The following is a 25,262-nucleotide window of genomic DNA, read 5'->3' as shown; positions in this document are numbered from 1 at the left end:
CCCCCCCCCTGCCGTTTTCCACCCTGTGCGTTTCACGCCATCGGGATTCATCATGCGTTTGCTCTGCGCTTTCGACCGCGGCCTGTTCAAGCTGGTCTCGGTTCTTGCCCAACTTCTGCTGGTAGCCGCCGCGGCTGCCGCCTTCTACCAGGTCATTGCCCGCTTCGTGCTGCATTCGCCCGCCGACTGGAGCGAGGTGCTGACCCGCGCCCTCCTGATCTGGACCGTGCTGCTGGGCGTGGCGCTGGCCTTTCGCCATGGCGCGATGATCAGCGTTGAACTGCTGCGCAATCTGCTGGGCGGCGCCAAGCGCCGCGTGCTGGAAACCGTGATCGGCCTGATCTGCGCCGGCTTCCTGGGCTTTCTGGCCTGGATCGGCGGCAACATGACCTACCGCGTGCGCTTCCAGACGGTGCCCAGTCTGGACATCTCGATTTCCTGGATCTACCTGGCGATTCCCGTGGGCGCCACGCTGGCCGCCATTGCCGTGCTGGCCCGCTGGTGCGCCGGCGAAGAAGACGACGTGCCCGTGCGCAACGACGCACAAGGCTGAAGCCGCCCCCATCGAACCTACGCAGCAGATATCGCCATGTCCCAATTAATGATTGTCTCGATGCTGATCTTCTTCGGGCTGTCCGTACCGGTCGCCGTGTCGATCGGCCTGGCCAGCCTGGCGGGCGTCGGCAGCTCCGGCTTGCCCTGGGTGGTGGTTGCCCAGCAGCTGTACGCCGCGCTGGACAAGTACCCGCTGGTCGCCATCCCCTTCTTCATCCTGGCCGGCAACCTGATGGAAGCCGGTGGCATTTCCGAACGCATGGTGGAATTCGCCAAGAGCGTGGTGGGCGGCATCCAGGGCGGCCTGGCCTGCACCTGCGTGCTGACCTGCATGATCTTCGCGGCGGTGGCCGGCTCCAGCGTGGCCACCACGTTCGCGGTGGGCGCCATCCTGATCCCCGCCATGATCCGGCACGGCTATCCGGCGCCCTTTGCCGCGTCGCTACAGGCCAGCGCGGCGGAATTGGGCGTGATCATTCCGCCGTCGATCCCGATGATTCTGTACGCCGTGTCCACCGACACGTCGACGGGCGAACTCTTCATTGCCGGGGTGATGCCCGGCATCCTGATCGGCCTGGCGCTGATGTTCTACGTGTGGTTCTACGCCAAGCGCAACAACCTGGGCAAGCGTGACGGCGAAGGTCGCTTGCCGCTGTGGCCGGCATTCAAGAGCGCCTGGCTGGCCTTGCTGATGCCCGTCATTATCCTGGGCGGCATCTACGGCGGCGTGTTCACGCCGACCGAAGCGTCGGTGGTGGCCGTGATGTACGCGGTGGTGATCGGCAAGTTCATCTACCGCCGCCTGAGCTTCAAGCAGTTGTCCGCCACGCTGCACAAGTCCGTGGTGTCCACGGCGGTGATCATGTTCGTGATCGCCAACGCGGGCGTGTTCAGCTTCCTGCTCAATCGCGCCGGCATCCCGGACGCGCTGGGCACGTGGCTGTCGCAGATTTTCGAAACGAAGTTCTCGTTCCTGATGGGCGTGAATGCCGCGCTGTTCCTGATCGGGATGTTCATCGAAACGTCCGCGTCCATCGTGGTGCTGGCCCCGTTGCTGCTGCCCGTGGCGCTGAAGTTTGGCGTGGAACCGGTGCACTTCGGCATCATCATGGTGGTGAACCTGGCGCTGGGCATGATCACCCCGCCGTTTGGCGTGAACCTGTTCGCCGCTTGCGCGGTGGCCAAGTTGCCGCTGGAGCGGATCGTCAAGCCGCTGATCCCGTTCGTGGGTGTGGTGATCGTCTGCTTGCTGGTGATTACGTACTGGCCGGGCCTGTCGCTGGGCCTGCGCGATCTGGTCTACGCGAAGTAAAAACGGCGGAACTACGGCCCATCACCGCCCATCACCGCGCGTGCGTGATGGGCGGTTTTTTCAAGCCGCCACCGCGCGTTCCCAGCGCACCGCGTGGCAGCGCAATTGCCTTCCATTCGTCTGCGCGCCACCCGTCTGCGCGCCACTCGTCTGCATGCCACCCGTATGTGTGACCTGCGGCGCTTCGTCGCGGCATTCGTCGCGCGCCTCGGGGCAACGCGGGTGAAACGTGCAGCCCGACGGCGGCTGGATCGGGTTGGGCACTTCGCCACCCATGGGTTCGCGGTCGCGGCGGGGGTTCTCAAGGTCGGGAATCGTGTCCAGCAGCATCCGCGTGTAGGGGTGCTGCGGGGACTCGAACAATTGATCGGCCGGCGCCTGCTCCACGATTCTGCCCAGGTACATCACCGCCACGCTGTCGGACACGTGCCGCACCACCGACAGGTTGTGGCTGATGAACACATACGTCAGCCCGAATTCCTTCTGCAGGTCGCCCATCAGGTTCAGGATCTGCGCCTGCACCGACACGTCCAGCGCCGACGTGGGCTCGTCGCACACCAGGAATTCGGCCTGCGTCGCCAACGCGCGCGCAATTGAAATGCGTTGGCGCTGCCCGCCCGAGAATTCGTGCGGAAAACGGCTGGCGTCACTGGCGGACAGGCCCACCAGCTCCAGCAATTCGTCCACGCGGCGGCGCGTGTCGGGAAGGCTCTGGCGCAGGCCCAGGGTGATGATCGGCTCGGCCACGATGTTGCCGACGCGCCACCGCGGGTTCAGGCTGGCGTAGGGGTCCTGAAAAATCATTTGCGGATACAGCACGCCGCCCGTCCGGTTGCGGCCGTATTGCAGCGTGCCGCGCGTGGGCGCCACCAAGCCGACCAGCAGCTTGGCCAAGGTGGATTTGCCGCAGCCCGATTCCCCGACGATGCTCAAGGTCGAGCCGCGCGGCACGGCCAGCGACACGCCATCCACCGCTTTCAGCGTCTGCATGGGCTGGCGCGACAACGTGCGTTCCAGCCAGGGCGGCGATACGTCAAACCAGCAGGCCAGGTCGTCGGCCCGCAACAGCACATCATCGTTACGCGGCATGGGCTACTCCTTCCTGATGCAGCCAGCACGCGCTGACCGTGGCGCCCGAGGGCGAGGCGGCCAAGGGCGGCCGGGTTTGGGCGCAGCGTGGACCGGCCAGCGCACAACGCGGGTGAAAGGCACAGCCATCGGGCATGGCGTGCAGGCGCGGCATGGCGCCGTCGATCTGATTCAAGCGAGCGGCGCGATGGCGCAGGCCCGGAATGGCGTTCATCAAGCCCTGGGTATAGGGGTGCCCCGGCCGACGCAGCACGTCCAGCACCGGCCCGATCTCGACAATGCGGCCGGCATACATCACCGCCACGCGGTCGGCGGTTTCAGCAATCACGCCCATGTCGTGCGTAACCAGCAGCACGGCCGTACCCTGCTCGCGGCATAGCCGGCGCAGCAGCGCGGTGATCTGCGCCTGCACCGAGACATCAAGCGCGGTGGTCGGTTCATCCGCGATGATGAGCTTGGGGCGCGCGGCCAGGGCCAGCGCAATCACCACGCGCTGGCGCATGCCGCCCGAGAACTGATGCGGATAGTGATCGATGCGTTTGTCGGCCGCCGGGATGCCCACCGCCAGCAGCAGCTCCAGCGCGCGAGCGCGGGCGGCCGGGGCCGACGCCTTGTCGTGGTGGCGGATGGTTTCAACCAGTTGATCACCCACCGTGAACAGCGGGTGCAGGCTGGTCAGCGGGTCTTGGAAAATCGCGCCGATCTCTTTGCCGCGCAAACGCTGCCGCGCCTTGGGCGGCAGGTTGTCGATGCGCTTGCCCGCCAACAGGATTTCCCCTGCGCCCAGGCGGCCGGGCGGCTCCAGCAGGCCGATCACCGCCATGCCGGTCAAGGACTTGCCCGCGCCGGACTCGCCCACCATGCCCAGAATTTCGCCCGGCTGAATGTCAAAGCTGATGTCGCGCGTGGCCACCAGCGTGCCGTGGCGCGTGGGAAATTCCACCGACAGGCCACGCACCGACAGGGTCGGCACGCCGGCCGGCGCGGCGTTAAGGTCGATTGCGATCATGACGGGCTCCTGCTCCTTGTGGGACGCGGATAGCTGGAAGAGAAAATCTGCTGCACCGGGGGATGGCCCCAGGTACGGTCGGGGTAGCGCGCAACCAGGCCATCGAATTGCCGCTGCGCCTGCTCTTGCGCCAGGCGGGCATCAAAACCGGGGATGCGTCCGTCCACCATGACGAAACGCCCGTCAATGATGACTTGCGACACGTCGCGGCCGCTGCCGCTGATCATCAGCGTCTGGATCGGATCGATCATCTGGCCGTTGCGGTCGTGCGAAAAATCGAAGACGACGATGTCCGCCTTGGCGCCCACGGCCAGGCGGCCCAGATCCGGGCGGCCCAGGGCATCCGCGCCGCCGACGGTGGCCGCGTCGTAATAGTCTTCGGCGCGCACGGCCTCCGTGGACCCTTCGACCACGCGGCACAGCAGCAAGCCCACCTGCATGTTCTGCACCATGTCCGGCGGCCAGGTGTCGGTGCCCATGCCGATATTGATGCCCAGCTTGCGATAGCGCGCAAACGAGTCCAGCGTGGCGCCGTGCCGCGCCGACACCAGCGGACAGTGCACGATGCTGGCGCCGGCATCGCGGATGATGTCCAGGTCATGCCCCGGGCGAGCGATGTGGCGCGAACCGGACACATAGGTGCCATGCGGCAGCAAGGCGCGCGGCGACAGAAAGCCCAGGCTTTGCAGCCATTCCGGCGGGCTCATGCCGTGCTGTTCCAGCACCAGGTCGTATTCCAGGCGTGACTGGCAGCAATGCAGCCGGATGGGGATATCGCGTTCGTGCGCGGCCTGGGCCGAGGCACGCAGCAGATCCGGCGTGCAGGTTTCGATGCGATCAGGCGCCAACATGGCGCGCACCCGGCCGTTGTGACGGCCGTCGATCTCATCGCAGAACGCGACGGCGTCGGCCAGTCCCGCCATGCCGCGCGCCTCGTCGTAATGGCAGCGGATCTTGCCGTCTGCGTCCACATAGGTATGACCGCTGCGGTAGGCGGGCCCCAGATACACGCGCAGGCCCAGTTCGCCCGCCGCGTTCGCGGCCGACAGGAATTCGTCGTGGGTTTCGCCCCACACGCGGTAGAACAGCGACGCAATCGGCAAGGCGGTGGTGATGCCGTTGCGGATCAGCTGCGCAAAGGCGTAGCGCTTTTGAAAGGCCAGTTCGGCGGGCGTGTACATCTCGTACGGGCCCTTGTGCATGTACGTCTCGGGCCAGATGCGGCCCTTGCGCCAGGCGGGCGAATTGTCGAAACCCAGGATGGTCGTGTCCAGGTCCGACAAGGCATCCAGGTCCACGAAGCCGGGGCCGATCACCGCGCGGCCGTAGTCGTGGCGGCGCGCAACGGTGCCCGGATAGCGATGGCCCACGTACACGATGCGGTCGCCATCGAACACGACTTCGCCGTTCTCGTAGAGGCAGTGACGGCCGTTTTCATGGCCCACCACCCAGCGCGCGGTGAGGAGGATCGGGCCTTCCATGTTGGGCATCATCGCGGGCGTCACGGCGCGCTCGCCAAGGCACGCCCGTCCCGCGCCACCACGTTGCCGCGCTTGACGACCAACTGGCGTACGGGCCGGGCCACGATGGCCTCGGCCACGGTCTCGGCATCCACCAGCACAAAGTCGGCGTGGCAGCCCGGCGCCAGGCCATAGTCCTGCAACTGCATCACGCGCGCATTGCCGTATGTGGCCACGTCCAGCGCCATCGCCAGTTCGTCGTCGCGCCGGAAGTTGTTGCGCAGGCCCACCAGCATGGTGCGTTCCAGCATGTCGGGCTTGCCGTAGGGGCCCCAGGTATCGCGCATGCCATCGTTGCCGGTACAGACGGTGACGCCGGCCTGGCGCAGCCGCGCCACGTTGGGCACCGGCCGCGACGCGGACCCGGTGGTCATGATGTGGATGCCGGCGGCAAGCAGCCCTTCCGTCAGTGCTTGCACCGCCTGCGTATCGGGCATGCCCAGGCAGAACGAATGCGATAAGGTGACCTTGCCCTGCATGCCCAGCGCCAACACGCGATCGATCGTCATCTGCATCGAAAACGCGCCCAGCTCGCCGGCCTCGTGCAGGTGGATGTCGATCGGCTTGCCATGCTTGTCGGCCAGCCCGAAGATGGCGTCCAGGTGGCCCTTGGGATCGCGGTCCATGCCGGCCGGGTCCAGCCCGCCCACCACCTCCGCGCCCATGCGCAGCGCCTCGTCCATCAGCTCCAGCGTGCCGGGCCGGATCAGCAGCCCGCTTTGCGGAAAGGCCACCAGTTCCACGTCGATCTGGTCGCGGTATTGCTCGCGCGCGCGCATCACGCCTTCGATGGCGCCCAGGCCGATGTCCGTGTCCACGTCCACATGGGTGCGGATGTGGCTGGTGCCGTCGGCAATCGACATCACCAGCTGCCGCGCCGATTGCCGATACGGGTCGATGCCCAGGCGTTTCTTTTCGGCGCGCTCGTTCTCGATCTTGTCGATCAGGCGCGGGCCGACCTCGTTGCGATACCAGGGCATGCCGTACATCGTCTTGTCCAGGTGCGCGTGGGCGTCGATCAGCCCCGGCAGCATCAGCGCGCCACCCCCGTCCACCACCGGCACGCCCGCGGGCGCCTCGCCCCCCAGCGCGTGGATGCGGCCGTCTTTGACCAGCACCGTGGTGGGCTCGCCACCCGCCGGGCGAACGTGGGTGTACAACGTTGCGTTTTCCATGCTTGACCTCTATTGAAGATTGCGCCGTCAGCGCAGACGGGGGTTGAGCGCATCGCGCAGCCAATCGCCCAGCAGGTTCACCACCAGCACGATCAGGCTCAGATACAGCGCGGGAAACACCACCACCCACCACTGCCCCGAAAACAGGAACTGGTTGCCCAGCCGGATCAGCGTGCCCAGCGACGGTTCGGTGGGCGGCATGCCCACGCCCAAAAAGCTCAGCGTGGCCTCGATCAGCACGGCCAGCCCCAGGTTCAGCGTGGCCGTCACCATTACGGGGGTTAGCGTGTTGGGCAGAATGTGCGTCAGCATGATGCGCAGTGAGCTGACCCGGATCAGCCGCGCCGCCTGCACGTATTCCTTGCCACGCTCGACCAGCGCCGACGCCCGCACGGTGCGCGCGTACTGCACCCAGTTGGTCATGGAGATGGCCAGGATCAGGATCACGGCCGACAAGGTTTCGCGCAGGCCTGGGGGCAGCAATTGCCGGAACACCGCCGTCACCAGGATGGCAACCAGGATGGTGGGGATGCTGAGCAGCGTGTCGCCCACGCGCATCAGGGCGTTATCCACCCAGCCGCCGAAATAGCCGGCCGCCAGGCCCACGAGCAAGCCGATGGCCAGCGACAGCACCACCGTAGCGAGCCCGATCGCCAGCGACATGCGCGAGCCATACAGAATGGCCGACCACACATCGCGGCCCTGCGTGTCGGTGCCCAACAGGAACTGCGGGTCGGCCCCTTCCACCCAGAATGGCGGCAGCTCGGCGTTCAACAGATCCAGCTGCGCCAGGTCATAAGGATTTTGCGGCGCGATCCACGGCGCGAACACCGCCAGCAACACCACCACCAACAGCACGATGCCCGCGCCCATTGCCACATAATCGTGCCGCAGGCTCCACCACAAATCGCTTTGCAAGAAGCGCGACAGCCGGCTGCGCGCGCCGCCCGAATACGGCGTAGCGAGGGGCTTGGTCAGGGGTTTATTGAGAGGTTTAGTGGCCACTGGCGCCTCCTTTGACGTGCTGGCTGCGCAGGCGCGGATCGACCACGCCGTACATCATGTCCACCAACGTGTTCAGCGCCACGAAGATGAAGGACACGATCACCAGATAGGCGGCCATGACGGGGATGTCCACGAACATGACCGATTGGATGAACAGCAGGCCCATGCCCGGCCACTGGAACACGGTTTCGGTAATCAACGCGAAGGCGATCAGGTTGCCGATCTGCATGCCGGTAACAGTAATGACCGGCATCAGGCAGTTGCGCAGCGCCAGCCGAAAATGCACGATGCGATCCGGCAGGCCGCGAGCGCGCGCGAACTTGATGAATTCCGTGCGCAGGGTTTCCAGCATTTCGGCCCGAACCAACCGCATGATCAGCGTGATCTGGAACAGCGCCAGGGTGATAGACGGCAGCACCAGCGCGGCGCGGCCGGACGGCGTCAGCAAGCCCGTTGACCACCAGCCGATCTTCACCGTGTCGCCGCGCCCGAAGCCCGGCAGCCAGCCTAGCTGCACCGAAAAAATCAGGATCAGCATGATGCCCACGACGAAGCTGGGCAGGGAGATACCCAGGATGGACACGAACTGCAAGGCCTGCGCCATGCGGGACTTGCGATAGATGGCCGTCAGCACGCCCAGCGGCACGCCGATCACCAGCGACAGCAGCGTGGCCATCATCACCAGCTCGAACGTGGCGGGGAAACGTTCGGCCACCAGTGCGAACACGTCCTGCTGGTTGCGGTACGAAATGCCGAATTCGCCCTGCGCGGCGTTGGTGACGAAGTGCACGAACTGCATGCCCACCGACGCGTTCAGGCCCAGGCGTTCGCGCAGCTCGTCGCGCTGCGTTTGCGAAGCCTGCTCGTTAAGCATCATGTCGACGGGATCGCCGACAAAACGAAATATCACGAAGGCCAGCAACGCCACCGCCAGCATCACGCCGACTGCGTTAAAGACCCGTCTAACTATGAATGCCAGCATGTGCGGCCTCCTTCAGACCCGATGTCGGACTGTCGCGACCGCCGCCCCCGACCGGGGCGCGGCAGCCGCCTGAACCGCGCGTGCTACTGCATGCGCACCGTCCACAGCCGCGCCTTGTTGTCCGGCATTTGCAGCACGTCGCCCACGTTGTTGCCCACGGCCCAGGCCATGGGCTGCTGGTGCAGCGGCAGGAAGCGAACGTCGTCATGCAGCGTCTGCAACACCTCGGCCATCATCTTGATGCGCTTGTCGCGGTCCATCTCGGCGGCAGCCGCGTCGATCTTCGCGTCCAGCGCCGGGTCTCCCCACTGGCCCCAGTTGAAGACGCCCGCCGGGCCGGTGCGGCTATGCATCACTTGCAGCAGGATCGACAGCGCATCAATCTGCGGCTCGTTGGCCCAGCCGTGGATGGTGATGTCGAACTCGCCACGCGAGCGCTTGGGGTTCTGCAACGAACGCGGCCCGCTGGCCAGCGACGCCTTGACACCGATGCGCGCCCACATCGACGCGGCGGCCTGGCACAGTTCTTCTTCGTTCACGAACATGTCGTTCGAACACAGCAGCGACAAGGTGAAGCCATCGGGGTAGCCGGCATCGGCCAACAACTTCTTGGCCTTGGCCGCATCGAACGGCAGGCGCTCTTCCTGCTTGATGTCGTAGCCGGGGATGGACGGGGCCACCAGCGCGCCGGTGGTGCGCGACAGGCCGCGCATGACGCGCTTTTGCAGCAGGTCGGGCGACAGCGCCATATACAGCGCCTGGCGCACGCGCAGGTCTTTCAGCGGGTTCTTGTCGGTGATGTTCGAACCGACCAGCTTGTCGCCCAGGTTCATGCCGAAGTACAGCGTGCGCAATTCCGTCGCCGCCAGCACCTTCACGTTGGACGCGGCGCGCAGGCGGTCCAGGTCTTGCAGCGGCGCGTTCTCGGTGAAGTTGATGTCGCCGGAAAGCAGCGCTGCCACGCGCGTGGGCGCCGACGCGATGGGCGTGAATTCGATGCGGTCCAGATTGTGGCGGGGCTTGTCCCACCAGTCTTTGTTCACCACCAGGACGGTGCGGGTATCGGGCCGGTACGACTCCACCTTGAAGGGGCCTGTGCCGTTGGCGTTGTGCGTGGCGTAGCCTTCGATCTTCTTGGCGGCATCGGTCGGACGCGTGCTGTTGTGATCGACCAGCCACTGGCGGTTGAAGATGAAGATGTTGGTCAGGTCATTGAGCATCAACGGGTACGGATGCGTCATTTCAATGTCAACGGTCAGGTCGTCAACACGACGCACGGCCTTGAACGCCGGCAGGTTGCCCTTTAGCGGCGAGGCCTCGTCCGACACGCGGGTCAGCGAAGCCACGACGTCGTCCGCCGAAAAGGGCGCGCCGTTGTGAAACTTGACGCCCGGGCGCAGTTTGAAGCGCAGCACCGTGGGCGACACGGCTTCCCAGGATTCGGCCAGCGCGGGCGTGATGTTGAACTTGTCGTCGTAGCGGATCAACGCTTCGTACACATGGTTCAGGAACGCCAGGTTGAAGGTGCTGCCGTAGGAATACGGGTCCAGCGAATCCAGGTCCCGCGCGGCGCCCCACTTGAGCGTGTTGGCGGCCGAAGCCCCCGTGATGGCCGACAGCGCGATCACCGCGCCGGCGGTCCATTTAAGCAACGTCTTCATGGCTGCAACTCTCCCTTGTCTATCGGGCTGATACCCGGTTTGATGTCGCCGGGTCGGGCCCGGCGCGGTAAGCATGGCGATCAGACCCGGCGGGTCAGGTCAATGCGCACAAACGCTGCGCGCGGTCCAGCGAAGCCAGCGCCAGCATTTGGGCCAGCGCGGCGCGATAGGAATCGATGATCGGAACGACGGGTCGGCGCGGCAGCACCGGCAGGTAACCGGCCAGCGCGGCTCCCGCCACGATGACCACGTCGGCGCCCTGCGCCACGGCGGCGTCCAGCGCTTGGCTGACCTGGGCGGCCGATTCGGGCGAGCGCGACACGTAATCCAGCGCATTGCCGGGCAAGGCGATGATGGCCGCGCAGCGGGTGTCCAGCCCCAACTGGCGGATCTGTTCGCGCAACATGCCGGGCCAGCGCTGCCCCACCGTGACGATGGCGTAGCGGTCGCCGCGCTGCATGGCGGCCATGATCGACGCTTCGGCCATGCCCACGACGGGCACGGACAGGCATTCGCGCACCGCGCCGATGCCGGGTTCGCCGAAACAGGCCAACAGGCAGGCATCGAACGGCGCTTCCGCCCGGGCCACTTCCTGCTCCACCGTTTCCAGCACGGCGTGCGCGGCCACGACGGCTTCGACTCGACTGGCGATATAGGCGGGTCCAAACACGGCGGTGACGGCGTGGATGTGGGCGGCGCCATCGAAAAACGTGCGCGCCTGGGCGGCCAGGCTAAGGGTCAGGTTGGACGTGGTGTTGCCGTTGACCACCAGCAGGCGGTAAGGGGTGAAGGTGGGCCGGTCGGTGGCAAGAACGTCGGGCAAGGCAGGCTTGGCGGGCATGAAGCGGATCTCGGTCGGTATGTATACAAACAGATTTCGCCAAACGCCGATATGCTGGCCATTTTGTATAAATGTTTGTATACGATTTATGCCGACAATGTACGCGCTTGAAGTTTGGCTTCAAGCTATCGCTAACCCTTAGCGGGCGTTGTAGTATGCTTGCCCACACCCGCAGTGCGCAGCGGCGGCAGGTGCCGCGGCCTATCCCAATACAATGAAAACGCGCACGCCCAGGAGCCAAAGAAGACGATGAAACCTCTCGCGCCGCCGGCCAACGAGCCCCCCAAGAAAGACGTAAACCGCAGCGAAATCGTATACATAAATTTGCGCCGCGCCATTATCGAGCAGGCCTTGCTGCCGGGCGACAAGCTGCCCGAAGACATTATCGGAGAGCGTTTCGGGGTCAGCCGCACAATTGTGCGCGGCGTGTTGACGCGGCTGTTCAGCGAAGGGCTGGTCGATCTGCGCCCCAATCGCGGCGCGGCGGTGGCGCGCCCCAGCCTGGAAGAAGCGCACGATATCTTCGAGGCCCGGCGCTGCCTGGAACGCGACGTGGCCCGCCGGCTGCTGCAACACATCACCGAAGCCGGGCTGACGCGCCTGGCGCGTCATGTCGAAGAAGAGGAAGCGGCCCGCAAGCGCAACAGCACGAATGAATCCATCCGGCTGTCGGGCGAATTCCACATCCTGATGGCCGAGCTATCCGGCAACGCGGTCTATGCCCGCTACGTGAACGAGATCGTGTCGCGCTGTTCGCTGATCCTGGCGCTTTACGGGCGACCGCATTCCAGCGAATGCGCGGTCAGCGAACACATGGACATAGTGGAAGGGCTGCGCGCGCGCGACGAAAAGCACGTCCTGCATCTGCTTGAACACCACCTGGAATCCGTGACGGCGCGCGCGCTGCTCAGTACGGACGGTTCAGGTGTGCGCGACATCCGCAAGATTCTTGACCGCTACGGCACCTGAGCGATCCGGCTGCCCGCAGCGCGCAAGCGCGGCGTAGGCGTTGGCCCGCCCGTTGGGCGTGCCGGTCCCGCACGAATGAGAAAAGCGCCCGGTCAGGGCGCTTTTCGTTCGGGGACTTAAATTTCGCGTTCTTCCGTCTTGAGGTTGTTGTCGCGAGCGAAATCCACCACGAACTTGTACGCCAGCGGTTCCAGGTCGCGCAAACGCAGGTCGACCACGATTCCGCGCACGCCGTCGATCACGACAGGCAGCACATAGGGCGAATAAGTGAGGTGGTTACCAGCACAGCCGGCGGGCCGGAACTGTGCCATTACGCCAGCGAGCCGCTCCGCCCAATCGCTGGGGCGGAATCGGCTACCGCTTTCGGTAACGCCATGAATTACGAATTGTCTGACGCGAGTTGCCATGAGTTCTTCACTACAGCGCGCCTTTCACGAAAGCCGGATCTTCGGCGTGATCAAACATGCGCCCTGCGCCGCGAATTGTATATGATTGATCCTTTGCCCTCTTCCAAAAGCCGATTCCGCCCTGTTTACGCCCGGGGTCCATCGAATTGAAGGCGGCTTTTTGAAGGCGGCTTTTTGGTAATCCCCCAGGAGGATCCGCAATGACCTCGCCTCTGGCCAATATCTATGCCCGCCTGCCGGTCGCGTTCACGCACGGCCAGGGCGTATGGTTGTGGGATGCCCAAGGGCGCAAGTACCTGGACGCACTGGCCGGCATCGGCGTGTCGTGCCTGGGGCACGCCCATCCGAAATTGGTGGCGGCCATCAGCGAGCAGGCGGCCCGCGTCATCCACACATCGAACATTTACGACATTCCGCAGCAAGCTGCCCTGGCCGCCCGCCTGACGGCCCTGTCCGGCATGCAGGAAGCGCTGTTTTGCAACAGCGGCTCGGAAGCGAACGAGGCGGCCATCAAGCTGGCCCGCTACTACGCCTACCAGCGCGGCAACAAACACGCCCACATCATCACCATGGATTCGTCCTGGCATGGCCGCACGCTGGCCACGCTGGCGGCCACGGGCAGCGACAAGGCGCGCAAGGGCTTCGACCCGCTGCCCAGCGGCTTCATCCAGGTGCCCTACAACGACCTGGACGCCGTGCGCGCCGCCGGCGACGCCGAACCGCGCACCACCGCCGTGCTGCTTGAAGTGCTGCAAGGCGAAGGCGGCATCCGCCCATCCGACATCTCGTACCTGCAAGCGGTGCGCGCCCTGTGCACCGAGCGCGGCTGGTTGCTGATGATTGACGAAGTGCAGTCCGGCATCGGCCGCACCGGCAAGTGGTTCGCGCATCAATGGGCCGACATCAAGCCTGACGTCATGACGCTGGCCAAGGGGCTGGCGGGCGGCGTGCCAATTGGCGCCATGCTGGCCGCAGGGCCAGCCGCCGGGGTGTTCACGCCCGGCAGCCACGGCACCACGTTCGGCGGCGGGCCGCTGGTCTGCGCCGCCGGGCTGGCCGTGCTGGACACGCTGGAAGACGACAAGCTGCTGGACAACGCCCACGCGGTGGGCACCTACCTGAAGGACGCCCTGGCGCAAGCCCTGGCAGACACGGCGGGCGTTACCGAAGTGCGCGGCCGTGGCCTGATGCTGGGAATAGAACTGGCGCGCCCCTGCGGCGTGCTGGTGCGGCACGCCCTTGAGGCCGGCCTGCTCATCAACGTCACGCGCGACCGAGTCATCCGCATGCTGCCGCCCCTGATCCTTACCCAACAAGAGGCGGACCAGATCGTCGCCACCCTGGTCCCGCTTATCCAACGCTTCCTGTCCGAAAAACCATAATCAACGTACCGCCCGGGCCACCAGCCCGGCCGGGCTCAATGACCTGCGACAACACCATGACTCCTCCCACGACTCAAAACGGCCCGTTGCGGCATTTTCTCCAGTTCAAGGATTTCTCATCCGCTGAAATCGCTTACGTACTGGACCGCGCGCGCCTGATCAAGGAAAAGTTCAAGCGCTACGAACCCCATATGCCGCTGCACGACCGCACGCTGGCAATGGTGTTTGAAAAGGCCAGCACCCGCACCCGCGTCTCGTTCGAGGCCGGCATGTACCAGATGGGCGGCTCGGTCATCAACCTGACCTCCAACGATTCGCAGCTGGGCCGCTCCGAGCCCATCGAAGACACCGCGCGCGTCATTTCGCGCATGGTCGACATCGTCATGATCCGTACATTCGAGCAGACCCGCATCGAGCGCTTTGCGTCGCATTCGCGCGTGCCGGTCATCAACGGCCTGACCAACGAATTCCACCCCTGCCAGATCCTGGCCGACATCTTCACCTACATCGAACATCGCGGCCCCATCGCGGGCAAGACAGTGGCCTGGGTGGGCGACGCCAACAACATGGCGTACACGTGGCTGCACGCGGCCGAAATGCTGGGCTTCACGCTGCACGTGTCCACGCCCGCCGGCTACGAACTTGAAGCGTCGCGCATCGGCTCGCCGTCGGACAAGGTGCTGCGCCAATTCAAGGACCCCATGCAGGCGTGCCAGGGCGCGCACCTGGTCACCACCGACGTGTGGACCAGCATGGGCTACGAAGCCGAGAACGAAGAGCGCCGCGCGGCGTTTGCCGACTGGTGCGTTGACGCCGAAATGATGGCCGCCGCCGACCCCGAAGCCGTCTTCATGCACTGCCTGCCCGCCCACCGTGGCGAAGAGGTCACCGGCGAAGTCATCGACGGGCCGCAAAGCGTGGTCTGGGACGAAGCCGAAAACCGCCTGCACGTGCAAAAGGCATTGATGGAATTCCTGCTGCTGGGCCAGATCAACTAAGCTTGCCGGAAGCGCAAAAGGCCTGGATATCTTGGGATATCCAGGCCTTTTCATTGGGGCTGCTTCGAATGCTTGTGTACGGCTTGTGTACGGCTTGGGTACGGCCTGGGTACTGCGACCGGCCCGTGCAGCATTCAATACACCGCAATCAACGCAGCGTACGTTCCCACGCCGCGATGGCGTCCACGACCGCCTGCGGCTTTTCGGGCACCAACGCGTGTCCCGCGCCGGGGATCACGACAACGGACACGCGGTCACCGAATTCATCACGGATTTCGTTGCGCGTGGCGGGCGGCTTGAACAGATCCAGTTCCGCTTGCAAGTCCAGCAAGGGCTTGGCTCCGCCCGACCACCAATCAGACTGGCGCGTGGCCTTGCCGGCCAGGCGCTGGCTTTCGCTGACGTCCGGGTACCAGCCGTGCAACCAGACGCGCGCGTCGTTGCCGGGCGCAAAGAACGCGTACTGGATCGACTTCAAGCGTTCGGCATCGGGCAAGGACAGTTCGGCGCTGCGGTCCACGTGTTCGCTCAGGCCCTTGGGATATTGCTTGGCCGCGGCCGCCACGATCACCACGCCGCGCACGAGCTCGGGGTGGTCGACGCCGGTGGCGCGCGCCACCCAGTTGCCAAATGCATGGCCCACCATCACGACCGGCTGGCGAGCCACGTTGCGGATCACGGCGGCCTGGTCGTCCGCCAGATCATGCAGCGTGATGCCCGACATCGGCCCGGTACTACCGCCGATGCCGCGTGGCTGCGGACGCAGCACGCGATAGCCGGCTTGCACGAAGCGTTCGGCCAGTTCGTCGAAATCCTGCGCGCCGCGCCCCCTGGATGGCAGCAGCACCAGCGCGGGGCCCTGCCCCTGGTCCAGCACTTCGATCGAGGCGCCGTTGCCCACCAGCACGTTGACGCGCTTGGGCGCATCCGCCAGCACCGGCGCCGACGCCGCGACGGCGCACGTAATCGTCAGCCCGGTCAGCAGTTGCTTCATCGTCATCATGCCTCCTTGCCGGCCAGCCACCGGCGCGCGATCACAGGATTTTCTTAAACATCGTGCGGCGGGTGTTGCGAAACGAGGGCCGCACGCGGCTGCTCCAGTCGGTAGCGCGCACGGCCAACCACGGCGGGCTGCCGAAGGTTTCGCGGGTGTGCAGGTCGTAGCAGGCCAGGTATCGCGGCGATTCATCGCGACACTCAAAGCGCATCGCGCGCACCGTGCCGGGCACGGACGCCAGCCCCGGCAGATGTTCCTGGTCATACCAGGCGTTCAGGTCTTGCTCGGCCTCGGGCAGCACATCGGTTTCAACGATGTAGTGCCATGGCGCGTCCTGGCCCGCCGAAGCCCCCGGCAGGTCCAGCGTTTGATGCAACACGCGGGCGCGGGCGCCAGGAAAGCTCTCGGCCAGACGCGCCTGGATTTCAGCCAACGCGTGGCTCGTGCCGCGCAGGTACACATACGTGTCCGGCTCTTCAACCGCGGCAAACGCGCTGACCTGAACCTTGTCCAGCCCGGCCGTCAGACGCTCTGCCATGTCGGCCGCGCGGTCGTTGTCAAAGCGTTCGCCCAGCGACACCAGCAATACGGATTCCTGCACTGTCATCTCCTTCAATGTCCGACGCGTAGCGCCACCAGAAAGCGCGACACCATGTTGTAGGCGCCCACGGTGGCGGCCAGTTCGACCAATTGCGTGTCATCGTAGCGTGCGCGCACGGGCGCGAACACGGCGTCGGGCACCTCGATGTCGCGCGTCATGGCGTCGGTCAACGCCAGCACCTCGGCTTCGCCGGGGGCCAGCCCTTGCACGGCTTCAGGCGCCGGGTTGGACCGCAAGGCGTCGATCACTTCCTGCGGCATGCCACCCGCCAGGGCATGCGGCACATGCGCATCAAATTCATAAGGCGCATTGTTCAAGGTCGCCACGCGCAAGATGATGAGTTCGCGCAGGCGCGGCGACAACGACGTCTTCTGGCGGATCGCGGTCAGCATGGCCTCCCAGCCATCCACCACGGCGGGGCTGTTCAGCAGCACCTGGTACAGCGGCGAAATGCGACCGCGCGCGGCGCTGATGCGTGCCTCGATCGCGGCCAGTTCCTGGCGGGTGCCCGGTACGACGGGCGTGACTCGGCTGGCGCTCATGCTTACTCCGGACGGATGTTCTTGCGCTGGATCAGCGCGGTCCACTTGTCGCGGTCGGACGCGATCAGCGCGGCCAGTTCCTGCGGCGAGCTGGGCGCTGCCTGCGCGCCGAACTTCTCCAGCTTGGCGCGTACGGCTTCATTGCCCAAAGCGGCGCGCACGGCCTGATTCAGCTTGTCGATGGTGGCGGCGGGCGTGGAGACAGGCGCGACGATGCCGTACCAGTTATTCGATTCCACGCCGGCAATGCCTTGTTCGGCCAAGGTCTTCACGTCGGGCAGCAGCGGGTGGCGCGTGGGCGCGGCGATGCCCAGCGCCTTGAGCTTGCCGCCCTGGATATGGCCGATCAGGCCGGGCACGTCGCCGAAGAAGCCCGACACCTGGTTGCCCATCACATCGTTGATGACCGGCGCGGCGCCCTTGTACGGCACATGCAGCACGTTGGCCTTGCTGGCGTCGGCAAACATTTCCATCGTCAGGTGCGGAATGCTGCCGATGCCCGACGAGCCGATCGCCACGGATTGCGACGCCGCCTGCGACTTCTTCACGAAGTCCGCCGCGTCGCCAGCCGGGTTGGACGGGTTCACCACGAACACCGTGGCGTTGTTGACTACCTTGGACACCGGCGCAAAATCGCGCACCGGGTCATACGGCAGGTCTTTGTACAGCGCCGGGCTGATGGCCACCGCGCCCACGCTGGTCAGGAACAGCACCGAGCCATCGCCCGGCGCCTTGGCTACATAGGCCGCCGCGATGTTGCCGTTGGCGCCCGCCTTGTTCTCGACGATGACGTTCTGCTTGAGCTCTTTGCCCAGCTGTTCGGCCAGCACGCGCCCGACCAGATCCACCGGCCCGCCGGGCGGGAACGCGATGATCAGGCGCACCGGGCCGTCGGCATGCGCCGCACCGAAAGCGGACAAACTCAGCACGGTGGCCGAAAGTAATTTCTTGAACATGGTGTCTCCTCGTTGAATCGAATTTTTTTAGCCGACGCGCAACGTCGGATGCCTACGCGAATCCGTACAGTCTTGCGGGGTTGTCCACCAGCACCTGCTGGCGCATGGCGGCATCGGGGCAGGCCTGAAAGAAGGTATCCACCAGTTCGCCGTCATCGGGCATATCGCCCGCCACGTTGGGATGCGGCCAGTCGGTGCCCCACAGGCAGCGATCCGGCATGGCCTGCACCAGCGACTGCACAAAGGGTATGCCTTCGGAGAACGGGCGCTTGCCCGACGCGATGCGGTCGATGCCCGACACCTTGACCCAGGCCTGCGGCACATCGGCCAATGACAGCAATGCGCGCATCGCGGGGGAATCCAGGCCGTCGGCCGCCTTCAAGCGGCCCATGTGATCCACCACGAACGGCACGGGCAACGCCAGCAGGCGCGGCAGCAGTTCGGGCAGCATCGCGCCGTCCACGTGCAGGCACAGATGCCAGCCCAGCGGCGCAATCAGCGCCACCACGTGGTCGAACACGGCCGGATCAGGCGCGCCGCCCAGATGCGGCACGAAGTTGAAGCGCGCGGCGCGCACGCCGCCGTCGTGCAGTTGCCGGACGCGCGCCGCCGTGGCATCCGCCCCCAGCAACGCCACGCCGCGATAGCGCCCACCGCTTTGCGCCAATGCGTCCAACAGCGCGCTATGGTCCGAGCCGTGGCAATTGGCCTGCACCACCACCGCGCGCTCGATGCCCAGGTGCGCATGCAGCGCGGCCATGGCGGCATAGGGCGCATCGGGCGGCGTATAGGAACGGCCCTCGGCATAGGGAAACGCGTCGCTGGGCCCGAAAACATGGCAATGCGCATCGCACGCACCGGGCGGCAGGGCATGGCGCGGACGGGACGGGGACGCAAGCGGTGGGCGGCAATCAGGCACAGTCGGTTCCTGCTGGGGAAAACGACATCGTCGCGGATTGCGAGCCGCCTAACAATGCTATATCTTTGATTTCAGATATAGAAAATACAGATAACAGCGCGGGCGCATCGTGGATTTAAAGCAGATCGAATACTTCGTCAGCGTGGCCGAGCGGCGCAGCTTTTCGCGCGCGGCCGAGTTGCTGGACGTCGCCCAGCCCACCCTCAGCCGGCAGGTACGCTTGCTGGAGCTGGAGCTTGGCCAACACCTGCTCTATCGCAACGGGCGCGGTGCCGAACCGACCGAGGCCGGGCTGCGCTTTCTGGAACATGCGCGCGCGCTGCTGACGCTGGCCGAACGCGCCAAGGAAGACCTGCAAACGCTGCGCGCCACGCCAACCGGCAAGGTGGTGGTAGGCCTGCCACCGCGCATTGCGCGCGTGCTGACGCCGCCGCTGGTGCAGGCATTCCGGCGTGGGTTTCCCGAGGCGTCCATTGCGGTGGCCGAGGGTCTTAGCGCGCAAGTCCGGGAATGGCTGTTGGCCGGCCGGGTCGATCTGGCCCTGCTTTACGACCCCGCGCCCTCGCCCCAGCTTGCGTATGAATCGCTGTTCCGCGAAGACCTGGTGCTGGCCGCTGCCGCCGGCCATCAGCCGCCCCTGCCCGCCCGCGTAACCGTCGCGCAGCTGGGCGACTATCCGCTGGTGCTGCCCAGCCTGCCCAACGCGATCCGGACCCTGGTGGAAAGCGTGTGCCGCGCGCAAGGCGTGCGCCTGAAGGTGGCCGCCGAGGTCGACGCCGTGCAGACTATCGTGGAACTGGCGGCGCAAGGCGACGCGTACGCCATCCTGCCGCGCTCCGCCGCGCGCGGACCTGCCGCCGAACACGCGCTGTCCCTATCGGATATCGGCTCGCCGCGCATCACCAACAACCTGGTGCTGGCCAGCGCGCGCCACCGCCCCGCCACGCGCCTGGCCACCGCCACCGCGCAATTGATCCGGCAATTGAAGCTTTCCGAACTCTTCGCCCCCGCCCCGTGATGCGCCGGGCGGTAAAAACGTGCCGCGTCTGGCCGCCCAGGGCAAAAGAGTTAAAATGCCGGCTACCTTTCTTGTTTGGCGGCTCGTTGCTGTCAAAGTCCTGTTGGCGTCTCACCTCAAACAATGACCACTATCCTCCCGAACCTTCCTACCGGCCAGAAGGTCGGCATCGCCTTTTCCGGCGGTCTCGACACCAGCGCAGCCCTGCTGTGGATGCGCAATAACGGCGCCATCCCCTACGCCTACACGGCAAACCTGGGCCAGCCGGACGAGTCCGACTACGATGAGATTCCCCGCAAGGCCCTGGCCTACGGTGCCGAAAATGCCCGCCTGATCGACTGCCGCGCGCAGTTGGTGGCTGAAGGCATCGCCGCCCTGCAATCGGGCGCGTTCCATATCTCGACCGCCGGCATCACGTACTTCAACACGACGCCCATCGGCCGCGCCGTCACCGGCACCATGCTGGTGGCCGCCATGAAAGAAGACGACGTCAACATCTGGGGCGACGGCAGCACGTTCAAGGGCAACGACATCGAGCGTTTCTACCGCTACGGCCTGTTGACCAACCCCGACCTGAAGATCTACAAGCCCTGGCTGGACCAGCGCTTCATCGACGAGCTGGGCGGCCGTTCGGAAATGTCCGAATACATGCGCCAAGCCGGTTTCGACTACAAGATGTCGGCCGAAAAAGCCTACTCGACGGACTCCAACCTGCTGGGCGCCACCCACGAAGCCAAGGACCTGGAACAGCTGAACTCCGGCATCCGCATCGTCAAGCCGATCATGGGCGTGGCGTTCTGGCGCGACGACGTGGCCGTGAAGGCCGAAGAAGTCACCGTGCGCTTCGAGGAAGGCCAGCCGGTCGCCCTGAACGGCGTGGAATACAGCGACCCGGTCGAACTGCTGCTGGAAGCGAACCGCATCGGCGGCCGCCACGGCCTGGGCATGAGCGACCAGATCGAAAACCGCATCATCGAAGCCAAGAGCCGCGGCATCTACGAAGCCCCGGGCCTGGCGCTGCTGTTCATCGCCTACGAACGCCTGGTCACCGGCATTCATAACGAAGACACCATCGAGCAGTACCGCGAAAACGGCCGCAAGCTGGGCCGCCTGCTGTATCAGGGCCGCTGGTTCGACCCGCAAGCCATCATGCTGCGCGAAACCGCCCAGCGCTGGGTTGCCCGCGCCATTACCGGCGAAGTCACCATCGAACTGCGTCGCGGCAATGACTATTCGCTGCTGAACACGGAATCGGCCAACCTGACATACGCCCCCGAGCGCCTGTCGATGGAAAAGGTCGAGAACGCGCCGTTCACGCCGGCGGACCGCATCGGCCAACTGACCATGCGCAACCTGGACATCGTCGACACCCGCGAAAAGCTGTTCACCTACGTGAAGACCGGCCTGCTGGCTTCCAGCGGCACGTCGCTGCCGCAGTTGAAAGACGCCGCGAAGAAGAAGTAAGCATTCTTGCAGGCAACAAAAAACCCCTCGGTGTGATGACCGAGGGGTTTTTTTTATGGCGCCGCGTCGTGGCCTAAAGCTCGACCTGCATCCCCATTTCCACCACGCGGTTGGCCGGGATCTTGAAGAACTTGGTGCTGCGCGTGGAGTTCCGGGCCATGAACGAAAACACCGCCCGGCGCCAACGCCACAGCGCCGGCTTGCGCGCCGCCACCACGGTCTGGCGCGACAGGAAGTACGACGTGCGCATCGGCTCCAGGTCCAGCTCCGGATACGCTTCGGCCACCAGGCGCAAGGCCTCGGGCACGTCGGGGTCTTCCTTGAAGCCGTAGTTCACGGTGGCGGTCCAGCTGGAGGCCGACAGCTTGTTCACCACGAAACGTTCTTCAGGCGAAATGTAGGGCACGTCCGCCACCAGAATGGTCAGGAACAGCACGTGGTCGTGCAGCACCTTGTTGTGCTTCAGGTTATGCAGCAACGCGGGCGGCACGTTGCCGGAATTCATCGTCATGAAGATGGCCGTGCCCGGCACCCGCGACGGCGGATATTGTTCCAGCTGCTCCATGAATTCCTTGAGCGGCTGGCGGTCGCGCTGCTGCATGTCGGACAGCAGGCGACGGCCACGGCGCCACGTCATCATCAGCGTGAACACGACGATGGCGACCAGCAGGGGCAGCCAGCCCCCCTCGTGGATCTTGAACACGTTGGCCGAAAACAGCAGCACGTCGAACAGCAGCAAAAAGCCCAGCACGCCGAACCACAGCATGCGCTTCAGACCCGTGGACCCGCGCGGCAAGACGGCAAACGCCAGCACCGAGGTGGTCAGCATCGTGCCCGTCACCGCGAACCCATAGGCGGCGGCCAGGTTGTCGGAATTGCGGAACAGCAGCACCAGCACCAGCACGGCGCACAGCAGCAGCGCGTTGACCTGCGGCAGATAGATCTGGCCCTTTTCCACGGCCGAGGTATGTAGGATCTGCATGCGCGGCCAGAAGCCCAGCTGCACCGCCTGGCGCGTGACGGAGTACGCGCCGGAGATAACCGCTTGGGACGCGACGATGGTGGCGATGGTGGCCAGCGCCACCAGCGGCACCAGGCCCCAGTCGGGCGCCATCAGGAAGAACGGATTGCGAATGGCTTCGGGGTCGCGCAGCAGCAGCGCACCCTGGCCGAAGTAGCACAGCGTCAACGCCGGCAACACCATGCTGAACCACGCGCTGCGAATCGCGGGGCGGCCAAAGTGGCCCATGTCGGCGTACAGCGCCTCGGCGCCGGTCAACGCCAGCACCACGGCGCCCAGCAGCACAAAACTGATCAAGGGAAATTCAACGACGAAGCGCAGGCCCCACATCGGGTTCAAGGCCGCCAGCACTTCGGGCGTCTGCCAGATCTGCCAGCCGCCCAGCGCCGCCAGCGTGCCGAACCACACCAGCATCACAGGGCCAAAGAGCTTGCCCATCAGGCCGGTGCCGTGCGACTGGATGGCGAACAGCCCCACCAGCACGACCAGTGCAATGGGCACGACCCACGCGTCCAGGGTGTGGGACACGATGCCGATGCCCTCCAGCGCGGAGAGCACCGAGATGGCAGGCGTGATCATGCTGTCGCCATAGAACAGCGCCGCCCCGAAGATACCCAGCACGATCAGCACCCACCGCATCTTGCCGTCGCGGTTGCGCACCGCCAGTTCCAACAGTGCCAGCGTGCCGCCTTCGCCCCGGTTATCGGCGCGCAGGACCAGCGTGACGTACTTCAAAGACACCACCACCATCAGCATCCAGAACAAGATGGACAGCACGCCCAGCAAGTGTGCGGGTTCCAGGTCGGTGTGCACGCTAAGGCCGGTCAGGCAGGCGCGCAGCGTATATAGCGGGCTGGTGCCGATGTCGCCATACACCACGCCCAACGCGCCCAGAATCAGCGCGGCGCGCGACGACGGTGCATGCACGCCCCCCGCGTGGGGGCCGGTGGGAAGGGGGGCACCCGCCGTGGCTTGGCTCATGATGTGGGTTCTTGACGAGTTAGTTGCGCCCCTTTGCGGGGGCCGGGGAACACGACGGAAAGCCGGGTTCCGGAGAAGTCGGGGCGGCTGGTCAGCTTCCACCAGGCGCCATGCGCGTGCGCGATCTCGCGCACGATGGCCAGGCCCAATCCCGAGCCGCCCGCCGTGGCGGTGGGCGATCGGTAAAAGGCTTCAAAGACGCGGTCGCGTTCTTCGGAGGGAATGCCGGGGCCGTCGTCTTCGACCGTCAGCGACGGCGGGTTGGCGCCCACGATCAGGGTGATGCGACCGGTCTCGTTGCCGTAGCGCAGCGCATTGTCGATCAGGTTGCCCAGCAGTTCGGCCAGCAGCAAGGGGTCAGCGTCGATCCAGATAGGCGCGTCGGGCGCCACCAGATCCAGCTCGTAGCGCGCCTCGCGCACCCGGGGAAACCATTCGGCGCCATGCACGCGCACCCATTCACACAGGTCGATGCGTACAAAACTGTCTTGCGGTCGGGCGTTGGGGTCGGCGCGCGCCAGCACCAGCAACTGCTGACCCAGGCGGATCATGCGGTCGCTGACGGCCTTGATGCGTTCGGCGCGCGCCCGCACGTCGTCCGGCAGAGGGCGGGCCAACATCAATTCGGATTCCAGCCGCAAGCCGGACAAGGGGGTGCGCAGCTGGTGCGCCGCGTGGCCGATGAATCGGCGCTGGGCGGCCAGCGAGGCGTCCAGGCGCAGCAGCAGATCGTTGGTGTGCGTGACAAGCGGTTCGATTTCGACCGGCACGCCCGCGACCTCAAGCGGCTGCATGTCGTCGATGGAACGCTGCCGGATTTCCTCGGACAGATGGTTCACGGACCGCAGCCCGGACCGCACGCCCTGAACGACCACCCAGGTAAACAGCGCAATCAGCGCCACCTGCCCCACCACCATCAGCCAGAAGAAGTCTTCCAGCATCCACAGCGACATATCGATCTTGTGCGTGATCACCCAGGTTGCCGCCAGGTCCAGCAGGACAAGCAGCAGAATGGGCGGCATCAAGCGGATGACCAGATGCCGGGCAAGCGAGCGGGAGGGGAGCAAGGGGCGGGACGCCGTAGGAGCGGAAGGAGTGCGATCGTGCATCATGACGCGATACCCTCGCTTGGGTGCATGCAGAAGCGCAGCCGGCGCATACCGGCGGCGCCCGGGCCGTCAGGCCGCTTCCACATCCAGCATGTAGCCGAAGCCGCGCACCGTCTGGATGCTGGCGCCCGTACCTTCCAGGCGCTTGCGCAGGCGGTACACATAGACTTCGACGGCGTTCTCGCTGAAATCGGCGTCCCAGGCGGACAGCGAATTCACGATTTGCCGCTTGGTGACGACGCGGCCCACGCGGGCCATCAACATTTCAAGCACGGAAAGTTCACGCACCGACAGCGACAGGCGCTGGCCATTGGCGCGGACTTCGCGGCCGACCGTGTCGAACACCAGGGGGCCGACTTCGATCAGCGGCTGTGCCTGCCCCGCGCGCCGCCGGCCGAAGGCACGCACGCGCGCCGCCAGCTCGGGCAGTTCAAAGGGTTTGGTGACGTAATCATCGGCGCCGGCATCCAGGCCCGCAACGCGGTCTTCGATGCCGTCGCGCGCGGTAAGGATCAGGACCGGAACCTGATTGCCGTCTTGGCGCAATTGCCGCAGCACATCAAGCCCGCTCATGCCGGGAAGGTTCAGGTCGAGCAGCATCAGGTCATACGGCTGGCCAGCCAGGGCGCCCAGGACTCGGTCGCCTTCCGTCAGCCAGTCGACCGCATAACCCTGGTCGGCCAGGAATTCCTGGAGCGCATGGCCCAGGGTGGTGTCGTCTTCGATTACCAGAACTCGCATGCCGCGAT

24 protein-coding genes are annotated in these 25,262 nt (G+C 65.5%); 7 read left to right on the top strand and 17 right to left on the bottom strand.

The genetic code is table 11. From position 1 onward, the window contains the following. Positions 1 to 52: 52 nt before the first annotated feature. Positions 53 to 553, top strand: a complete 501-nt coding sequence (locus ACNPP0_RS07855; RefSeq protein ID WP_332613467.1) for a TRAP transporter small permease — start codon at positions 53 to 55, stop codon at positions 551 to 553. A 36-nt stretch (positions 554 to 589) separates the two neighbouring features. Then, complete coding sequence (locus ACNPP0_RS07850) at positions 590 to 1,867, top strand: TRAP transporter large permease (protein ID WP_332613466.1); 1,278 nt, start codon at positions 590 to 592, stop codon at positions 1,865 to 1,867. A gap of 60 nt (positions 1,868 to 1,927) precedes the next feature. Here ACNPP0_RS07850 and ACNPP0_RS07845 read toward each other — a convergent pair whose 3' ends face one another. The 8 genes from ACNPP0_RS07845 to ACNPP0_RS07810 all read right to left on the bottom strand — a co-directional run bounded on the left by ACNPP0_RS07845 (position 1,928) and on the right by ACNPP0_RS07810 (position 11,149). Next, positions 1,928 to 2,956, bottom strand: a complete 1,029-nt coding sequence (locus ACNPP0_RS07845; RefSeq protein WP_448705548.1) for an ABC transporter ATP-binding protein — start codon at positions 2,954 to 2,956, stop codon at positions 1,928 to 1,930. Further along, the gene (locus ACNPP0_RS07840) at positions 2,946 to 3,965 is read right to left on the bottom strand and encodes an ABC transporter ATP-binding protein (RefSeq protein ID WP_332613464.1); all 1,020 of its coding nucleotides are present in this window, start codon (positions 3,963 to 3,965) and stop codon (positions 2,946 to 2,948) included. The genes ACNPP0_RS07845 and ACNPP0_RS07840 overlap by 11 nt, the downstream gene beginning before the upstream one ends. Further along, the gene (locus ACNPP0_RS07835; protein WP_448705547.1) at positions 3,962 to 5,470 is read right to left on the bottom strand and encodes an amidohydrolase family protein; all 1,509 of its coding nucleotides are present in this window, start codon (positions 5,468 to 5,470) and stop codon (positions 3,962 to 3,964) included. Before ACNPP0_RS07835 ends, ACNPP0_RS07840 begins: the two co-directional genes overlap by 4 nt. Continuing rightward, positions 5,467 to 6,660 (bottom strand): amidohydrolase family protein, encoded by a 1,194-nt coding sequence (locus ACNPP0_RS07830; protein WP_448705546.1) that lies wholly within the window; start codon positions 6,658 to 6,660, stop codon positions 5,467 to 5,469. Before ACNPP0_RS07830 ends, ACNPP0_RS07835 begins: the two co-directional genes overlap by 4 nt. A 27-nt stretch (positions 6,661 to 6,687) precedes the next feature. Next, positions 6,688 to 7,638, bottom strand: a complete 951-nt coding sequence (locus tag ACNPP0_RS07825; RefSeq protein ID WP_332613501.1) for an ABC transporter permease — start codon at positions 7,636 to 7,638, stop codon at positions 6,688 to 6,690. 16 nt (positions 7,639 to 7,654) lie between these two features. After that, entirely contained in the window at positions 7,655 to 8,647 is a 993-nt protein-coding gene (locus ACNPP0_RS07820) for an ABC transporter permease (RefSeq protein ID WP_332613461.1), read from the bottom strand. Between the two features lie 83 nt (positions 8,648 to 8,730). After that, a complete protein-coding gene (locus tag ACNPP0_RS07815) occupies positions 8,731 to 10,308 on the bottom strand; it encodes an ABC transporter substrate-binding protein (RefSeq protein ID WP_332613460.1) in 1,578 nt (525 codons plus the stop codon). 94 nt (positions 10,309 to 10,402) lie between these two features. Further along, a complete protein-coding gene (locus ACNPP0_RS07810; protein ID WP_448705545.1) occupies positions 10,403 to 11,149 on the bottom strand; it encodes an aspartate/glutamate racemase family protein in 747 nt (248 codons plus the stop codon). Positions 11,150 to 11,398: 249 nt separating this feature from the next. Here ACNPP0_RS07810 and ACNPP0_RS07805 point away from each other — a divergent pair, with 249 nt between their 5' ends. Further along, complete coding sequence (locus ACNPP0_RS07805) at positions 11,399 to 12,118, top strand: GntR family transcriptional regulator (protein ID WP_448705544.1); 720 nt, start codon at positions 11,399 to 11,401, stop codon at positions 12,116 to 12,118. 116 nt (positions 12,119 to 12,234) lie between these two features. Here the strand turns inward: ACNPP0_RS07805 and ACNPP0_RS07800 are convergent, their stop codons facing one another. Then, entirely contained in the window at positions 12,235 to 12,525 is a 291-nt protein-coding gene (locus ACNPP0_RS07800; protein ID WP_013392635.1) for a DUF3579 domain-containing protein, read from the bottom strand. A gap of 200 nt (positions 12,526 to 12,725) precedes the next feature. On the opposite strand from ACNPP0_RS07800, the gene ACNPP0_RS07795 reads away from it, so the two are divergent. Together ACNPP0_RS07795 and argF are read left to right on the top strand one after the other, a co-directional pair. After that, entirely contained in the window at positions 12,726 to 13,907 is a 1,182-nt protein-coding gene (locus ACNPP0_RS07795; RefSeq protein ID WP_448705543.1) for an aspartate aminotransferase family protein, read from the top strand. A gap of 56 nt (positions 13,908 to 13,963) precedes the next feature. Further along, a complete protein-coding gene (gene argF / locus ACNPP0_RS07790) occupies positions 13,964 to 14,905 on the top strand; it encodes an ornithine carbamoyltransferase (RefSeq protein ID WP_046805553.1) in 942 nt (313 codons plus the stop codon). Between the two features lie 148 nt (positions 14,906 to 15,053). On the opposite strand, the gene ACNPP0_RS07785 is transcribed toward argF, so the two are convergent. From ACNPP0_RS07785 to ACNPP0_RS07765, 5 genes are read right to left on the bottom strand one after another with little or no spacing between them, the layout of a single operon-like run. After that, positions 15,054 to 15,905: an alpha/beta fold hydrolase gene (locus tag ACNPP0_RS07785; protein WP_332613457.1), complete on the bottom strand. Its 852-nt coding sequence runs from the start codon at positions 15,903 to 15,905 to the stop codon at positions 15,054 to 15,056. Between the two features lie 34 nt (positions 15,906 to 15,939). Further along, positions 15,940 to 16,503 (bottom strand): hypothetical protein, encoded by a 564-nt coding sequence (locus ACNPP0_RS07780; protein WP_448705542.1) that lies wholly within the window; start codon positions 16,501 to 16,503, stop codon positions 15,940 to 15,942. 11 nt (positions 16,504 to 16,514) lie between these two features. Further along, on the bottom strand, positions 16,515 to 17,045 hold the full coding sequence (locus tag ACNPP0_RS07775) for a carboxymuconolactone decarboxylase family protein (RefSeq protein WP_332613455.1): 531 nt from the start codon (positions 17,043 to 17,045) through the stop codon (positions 16,515 to 16,517). 2 nt (positions 17,046 to 17,047) lie between these two features. Continuing rightward, positions 17,048 to 18,001 carry a Bug family tripartite tricarboxylate transporter substrate binding protein gene (locus ACNPP0_RS07770; protein WP_332613454.1) on the bottom strand — a complete coding sequence of 318 codons (954 nt, stop codon included), beginning with the start codon at positions 17,999 to 18,001 and terminating at the stop codon, positions 17,048 to 17,050. Positions 18,002 to 18,053: 52 nt separating this feature from the next. Further along, entirely contained in the window at positions 18,054 to 18,920 is an 867-nt protein-coding gene (locus tag ACNPP0_RS07765) for an amidohydrolase family protein (RefSeq protein ID WP_332613453.1), read from the bottom strand. Between the two features lie 109 nt (positions 18,921 to 19,029). Here ACNPP0_RS07765 and ACNPP0_RS07760 point away from each other — a divergent pair, with 109 nt between their 5' ends. Next, positions 19,030 to 19,938 carry a LysR substrate-binding domain-containing protein gene (locus ACNPP0_RS07760; RefSeq protein ID WP_448705540.1) on the top strand — a complete coding sequence of 303 codons (909 nt, stop codon included), beginning with the start codon at positions 19,030 to 19,032 and terminating at the stop codon, positions 19,936 to 19,938. Positions 19,939 to 20,061: 123 nt separating this feature from the next. After that, a complete protein-coding gene (argG, locus tag ACNPP0_RS07755; RefSeq protein ID WP_046805493.1) occupies positions 20,062 to 21,402 on the top strand; it encodes an argininosuccinate synthase in 1,341 nt (446 codons plus the stop codon). A 73-nt stretch (positions 21,403 to 21,475) separates the two neighbouring features. Here argG and ACNPP0_RS07750 read toward each other — a convergent pair whose 3' ends face one another. The 3 genes from ACNPP0_RS07750 to ACNPP0_RS07740 all read right to left on the bottom strand — a co-directional run bounded on the left by ACNPP0_RS07750 (position 21,476) and on the right by ACNPP0_RS07740 (position 25,254). Further along, the gene (locus tag ACNPP0_RS07750) at positions 21,476 to 23,404 is read right to left on the bottom strand and encodes a potassium transporter Kup (RefSeq protein ID WP_332613451.1); all 1,929 of its coding nucleotides are present in this window, start codon (positions 23,402 to 23,404) and stop codon (positions 21,476 to 21,478) included. Beyond that, positions 23,401 to 24,426 carry a sensor histidine kinase gene (locus tag ACNPP0_RS07745; protein WP_104143268.1) on the bottom strand — a complete coding sequence of 342 codons (1,026 nt, stop codon included), beginning with the start codon at positions 24,424 to 24,426 and terminating at the stop codon, positions 23,401 to 23,403. The genes ACNPP0_RS07750 and ACNPP0_RS07745 overlap by 4 nt, the downstream gene beginning before the upstream one ends. A gap of 156 nt (positions 24,427 to 24,582) precedes the next feature. After that, positions 24,583 to 25,254: a response regulator transcription factor gene (locus ACNPP0_RS07740; RefSeq protein ID WP_057285123.1), complete on the bottom strand. Its 672-nt coding sequence runs from the start codon at positions 25,252 to 25,254 to the stop codon at positions 24,583 to 24,585. Between the last annotated feature and the right edge of the window lie 8 nt (positions 25,255 to 25,262).

The sequence above is a fragment of the Achromobacter semiaridum genome, from assembly GCF_053543755.1.
Note: the sequence above shows the minus strand (reverse complement) of the source record. Positions and strands in the feature narration are given on the sequence as shown.

What these genes read in the sequence shown, in the direction of transcription:
- argG (WP_046805493.1), top strand. Translation starts at nt 20,062, where the DNA reads ATGACCACTATCCTCCCGAACCTTCCTACCGGCCAGAAGGTCGGCATC.
- argF (WP_046805553.1), top strand. Translation starts at nt 13,964, where the DNA reads ATGACTCCTCCCACGACTCAAAACGGCCCGTTGCGGCATTTTCTCCAG.
- ACNPP0_RS07815 (WP_332613460.1), bottom strand. Translation starts at nt 10,308, where the DNA reads ATGAAGACGTTGCTTAAATGGACCGCCGGCGCGGTGATCGCGCTGTCG.
- ACNPP0_RS07750 (WP_332613451.1), bottom strand. Translation starts at nt 23,404, where the DNA reads ATGAGCCAAGCCACGGCGGGTGCCCCCCTTCCCACCGGCCCCCACGCG.
- ACNPP0_RS07805 (WP_448705544.1), top strand. Translation starts at nt 11,399, where the DNA reads ATGAAACCTCTCGCGCCGCCGGCCAACGAGCCCCCCAAGAAAGACGTA.
- ACNPP0_RS07810 (WP_448705545.1), bottom strand. Translation starts at nt 11,149, where the DNA reads ATGCCCGCCAAGCCTGCCTTGCCCGACGTTCTTGCCACCGACCGGCCC.
- ACNPP0_RS07745 (WP_104143268.1), bottom strand. Translation starts at nt 24,426, where the DNA reads ATGCCGCCCATTCTGCTGCTTGTCCTGCTGGACCTGGCGGCAACCTGG.
- ACNPP0_RS07740 (WP_057285123.1), bottom strand. Translation starts at nt 25,254, where the DNA reads ATGCGAGTTCTGGTAATCGAAGACGACACCACCCTGGGCCATGCGCTC.
- ACNPP0_RS07855 (WP_332613467.1), top strand. Translation starts at nt 53, where the DNA reads ATGCGTTTGCTCTGCGCTTTCGACCGCGGCCTGTTCAAGCTGGTCTCG.
- ACNPP0_RS07785 (WP_332613457.1), bottom strand. Translation starts at nt 15,905, where the DNA reads ATGACGATGAAGCAACTGCTGACCGGGCTGACGATTACGTGCGCCGTC.
- ACNPP0_RS07845 (WP_448705548.1), bottom strand. Translation starts at nt 2,956, where the DNA reads ATGCCGCGTAACGATGATGTGCTGTTGCGGGCCGACGACCTGGCCTGC.
- ACNPP0_RS07830 (WP_448705546.1), bottom strand. Translation starts at nt 6,660, where the DNA reads ATGGAAAACGCAACGTTGTACACCCACGTTCGCCCGGCGGGTGGCGAG.
- ACNPP0_RS07770 (WP_332613454.1), bottom strand. Translation starts at nt 18,001, where the DNA reads ATGTTCAAGAAATTACTTTCGGCCACCGTGCTGAGTTTGTCCGCTTTC.
- ACNPP0_RS07820 (WP_332613461.1), bottom strand. Translation starts at nt 8,647, where the DNA reads ATGCTGGCATTCATAGTTAGACGGGTCTTTAACGCAGTCGGCGTGATG.
- ACNPP0_RS07800 (WP_013392635.1), bottom strand. Translation starts at nt 12,525, where the DNA reads ATGGCAACTCGCGTCAGACAATTCGTAATTCATGGCGTTACCGAAAGC.
- ACNPP0_RS07850 (WP_332613466.1), top strand. Translation starts at nt 590, where the DNA reads ATGTCCCAATTAATGATTGTCTCGATGCTGATCTTCTTCGGGCTGTCC.
- ACNPP0_RS07775 (WP_332613455.1), bottom strand. Translation starts at nt 17,045, where the DNA reads ATGAGCGCCAGCCGAGTCACGCCCGTCGTACCGGGCACCCGCCAGGAA.
- ACNPP0_RS07795 (WP_448705543.1), top strand. Translation starts at nt 12,726, where the DNA reads ATGACCTCGCCTCTGGCCAATATCTATGCCCGCCTGCCGGTCGCGTTC.
- ACNPP0_RS07840 (WP_332613464.1), bottom strand. Translation starts at nt 3,965, where the DNA reads ATGATCGCAATCGACCTTAACGCCGCGCCGGCCGGCGTGCCGACCCTG.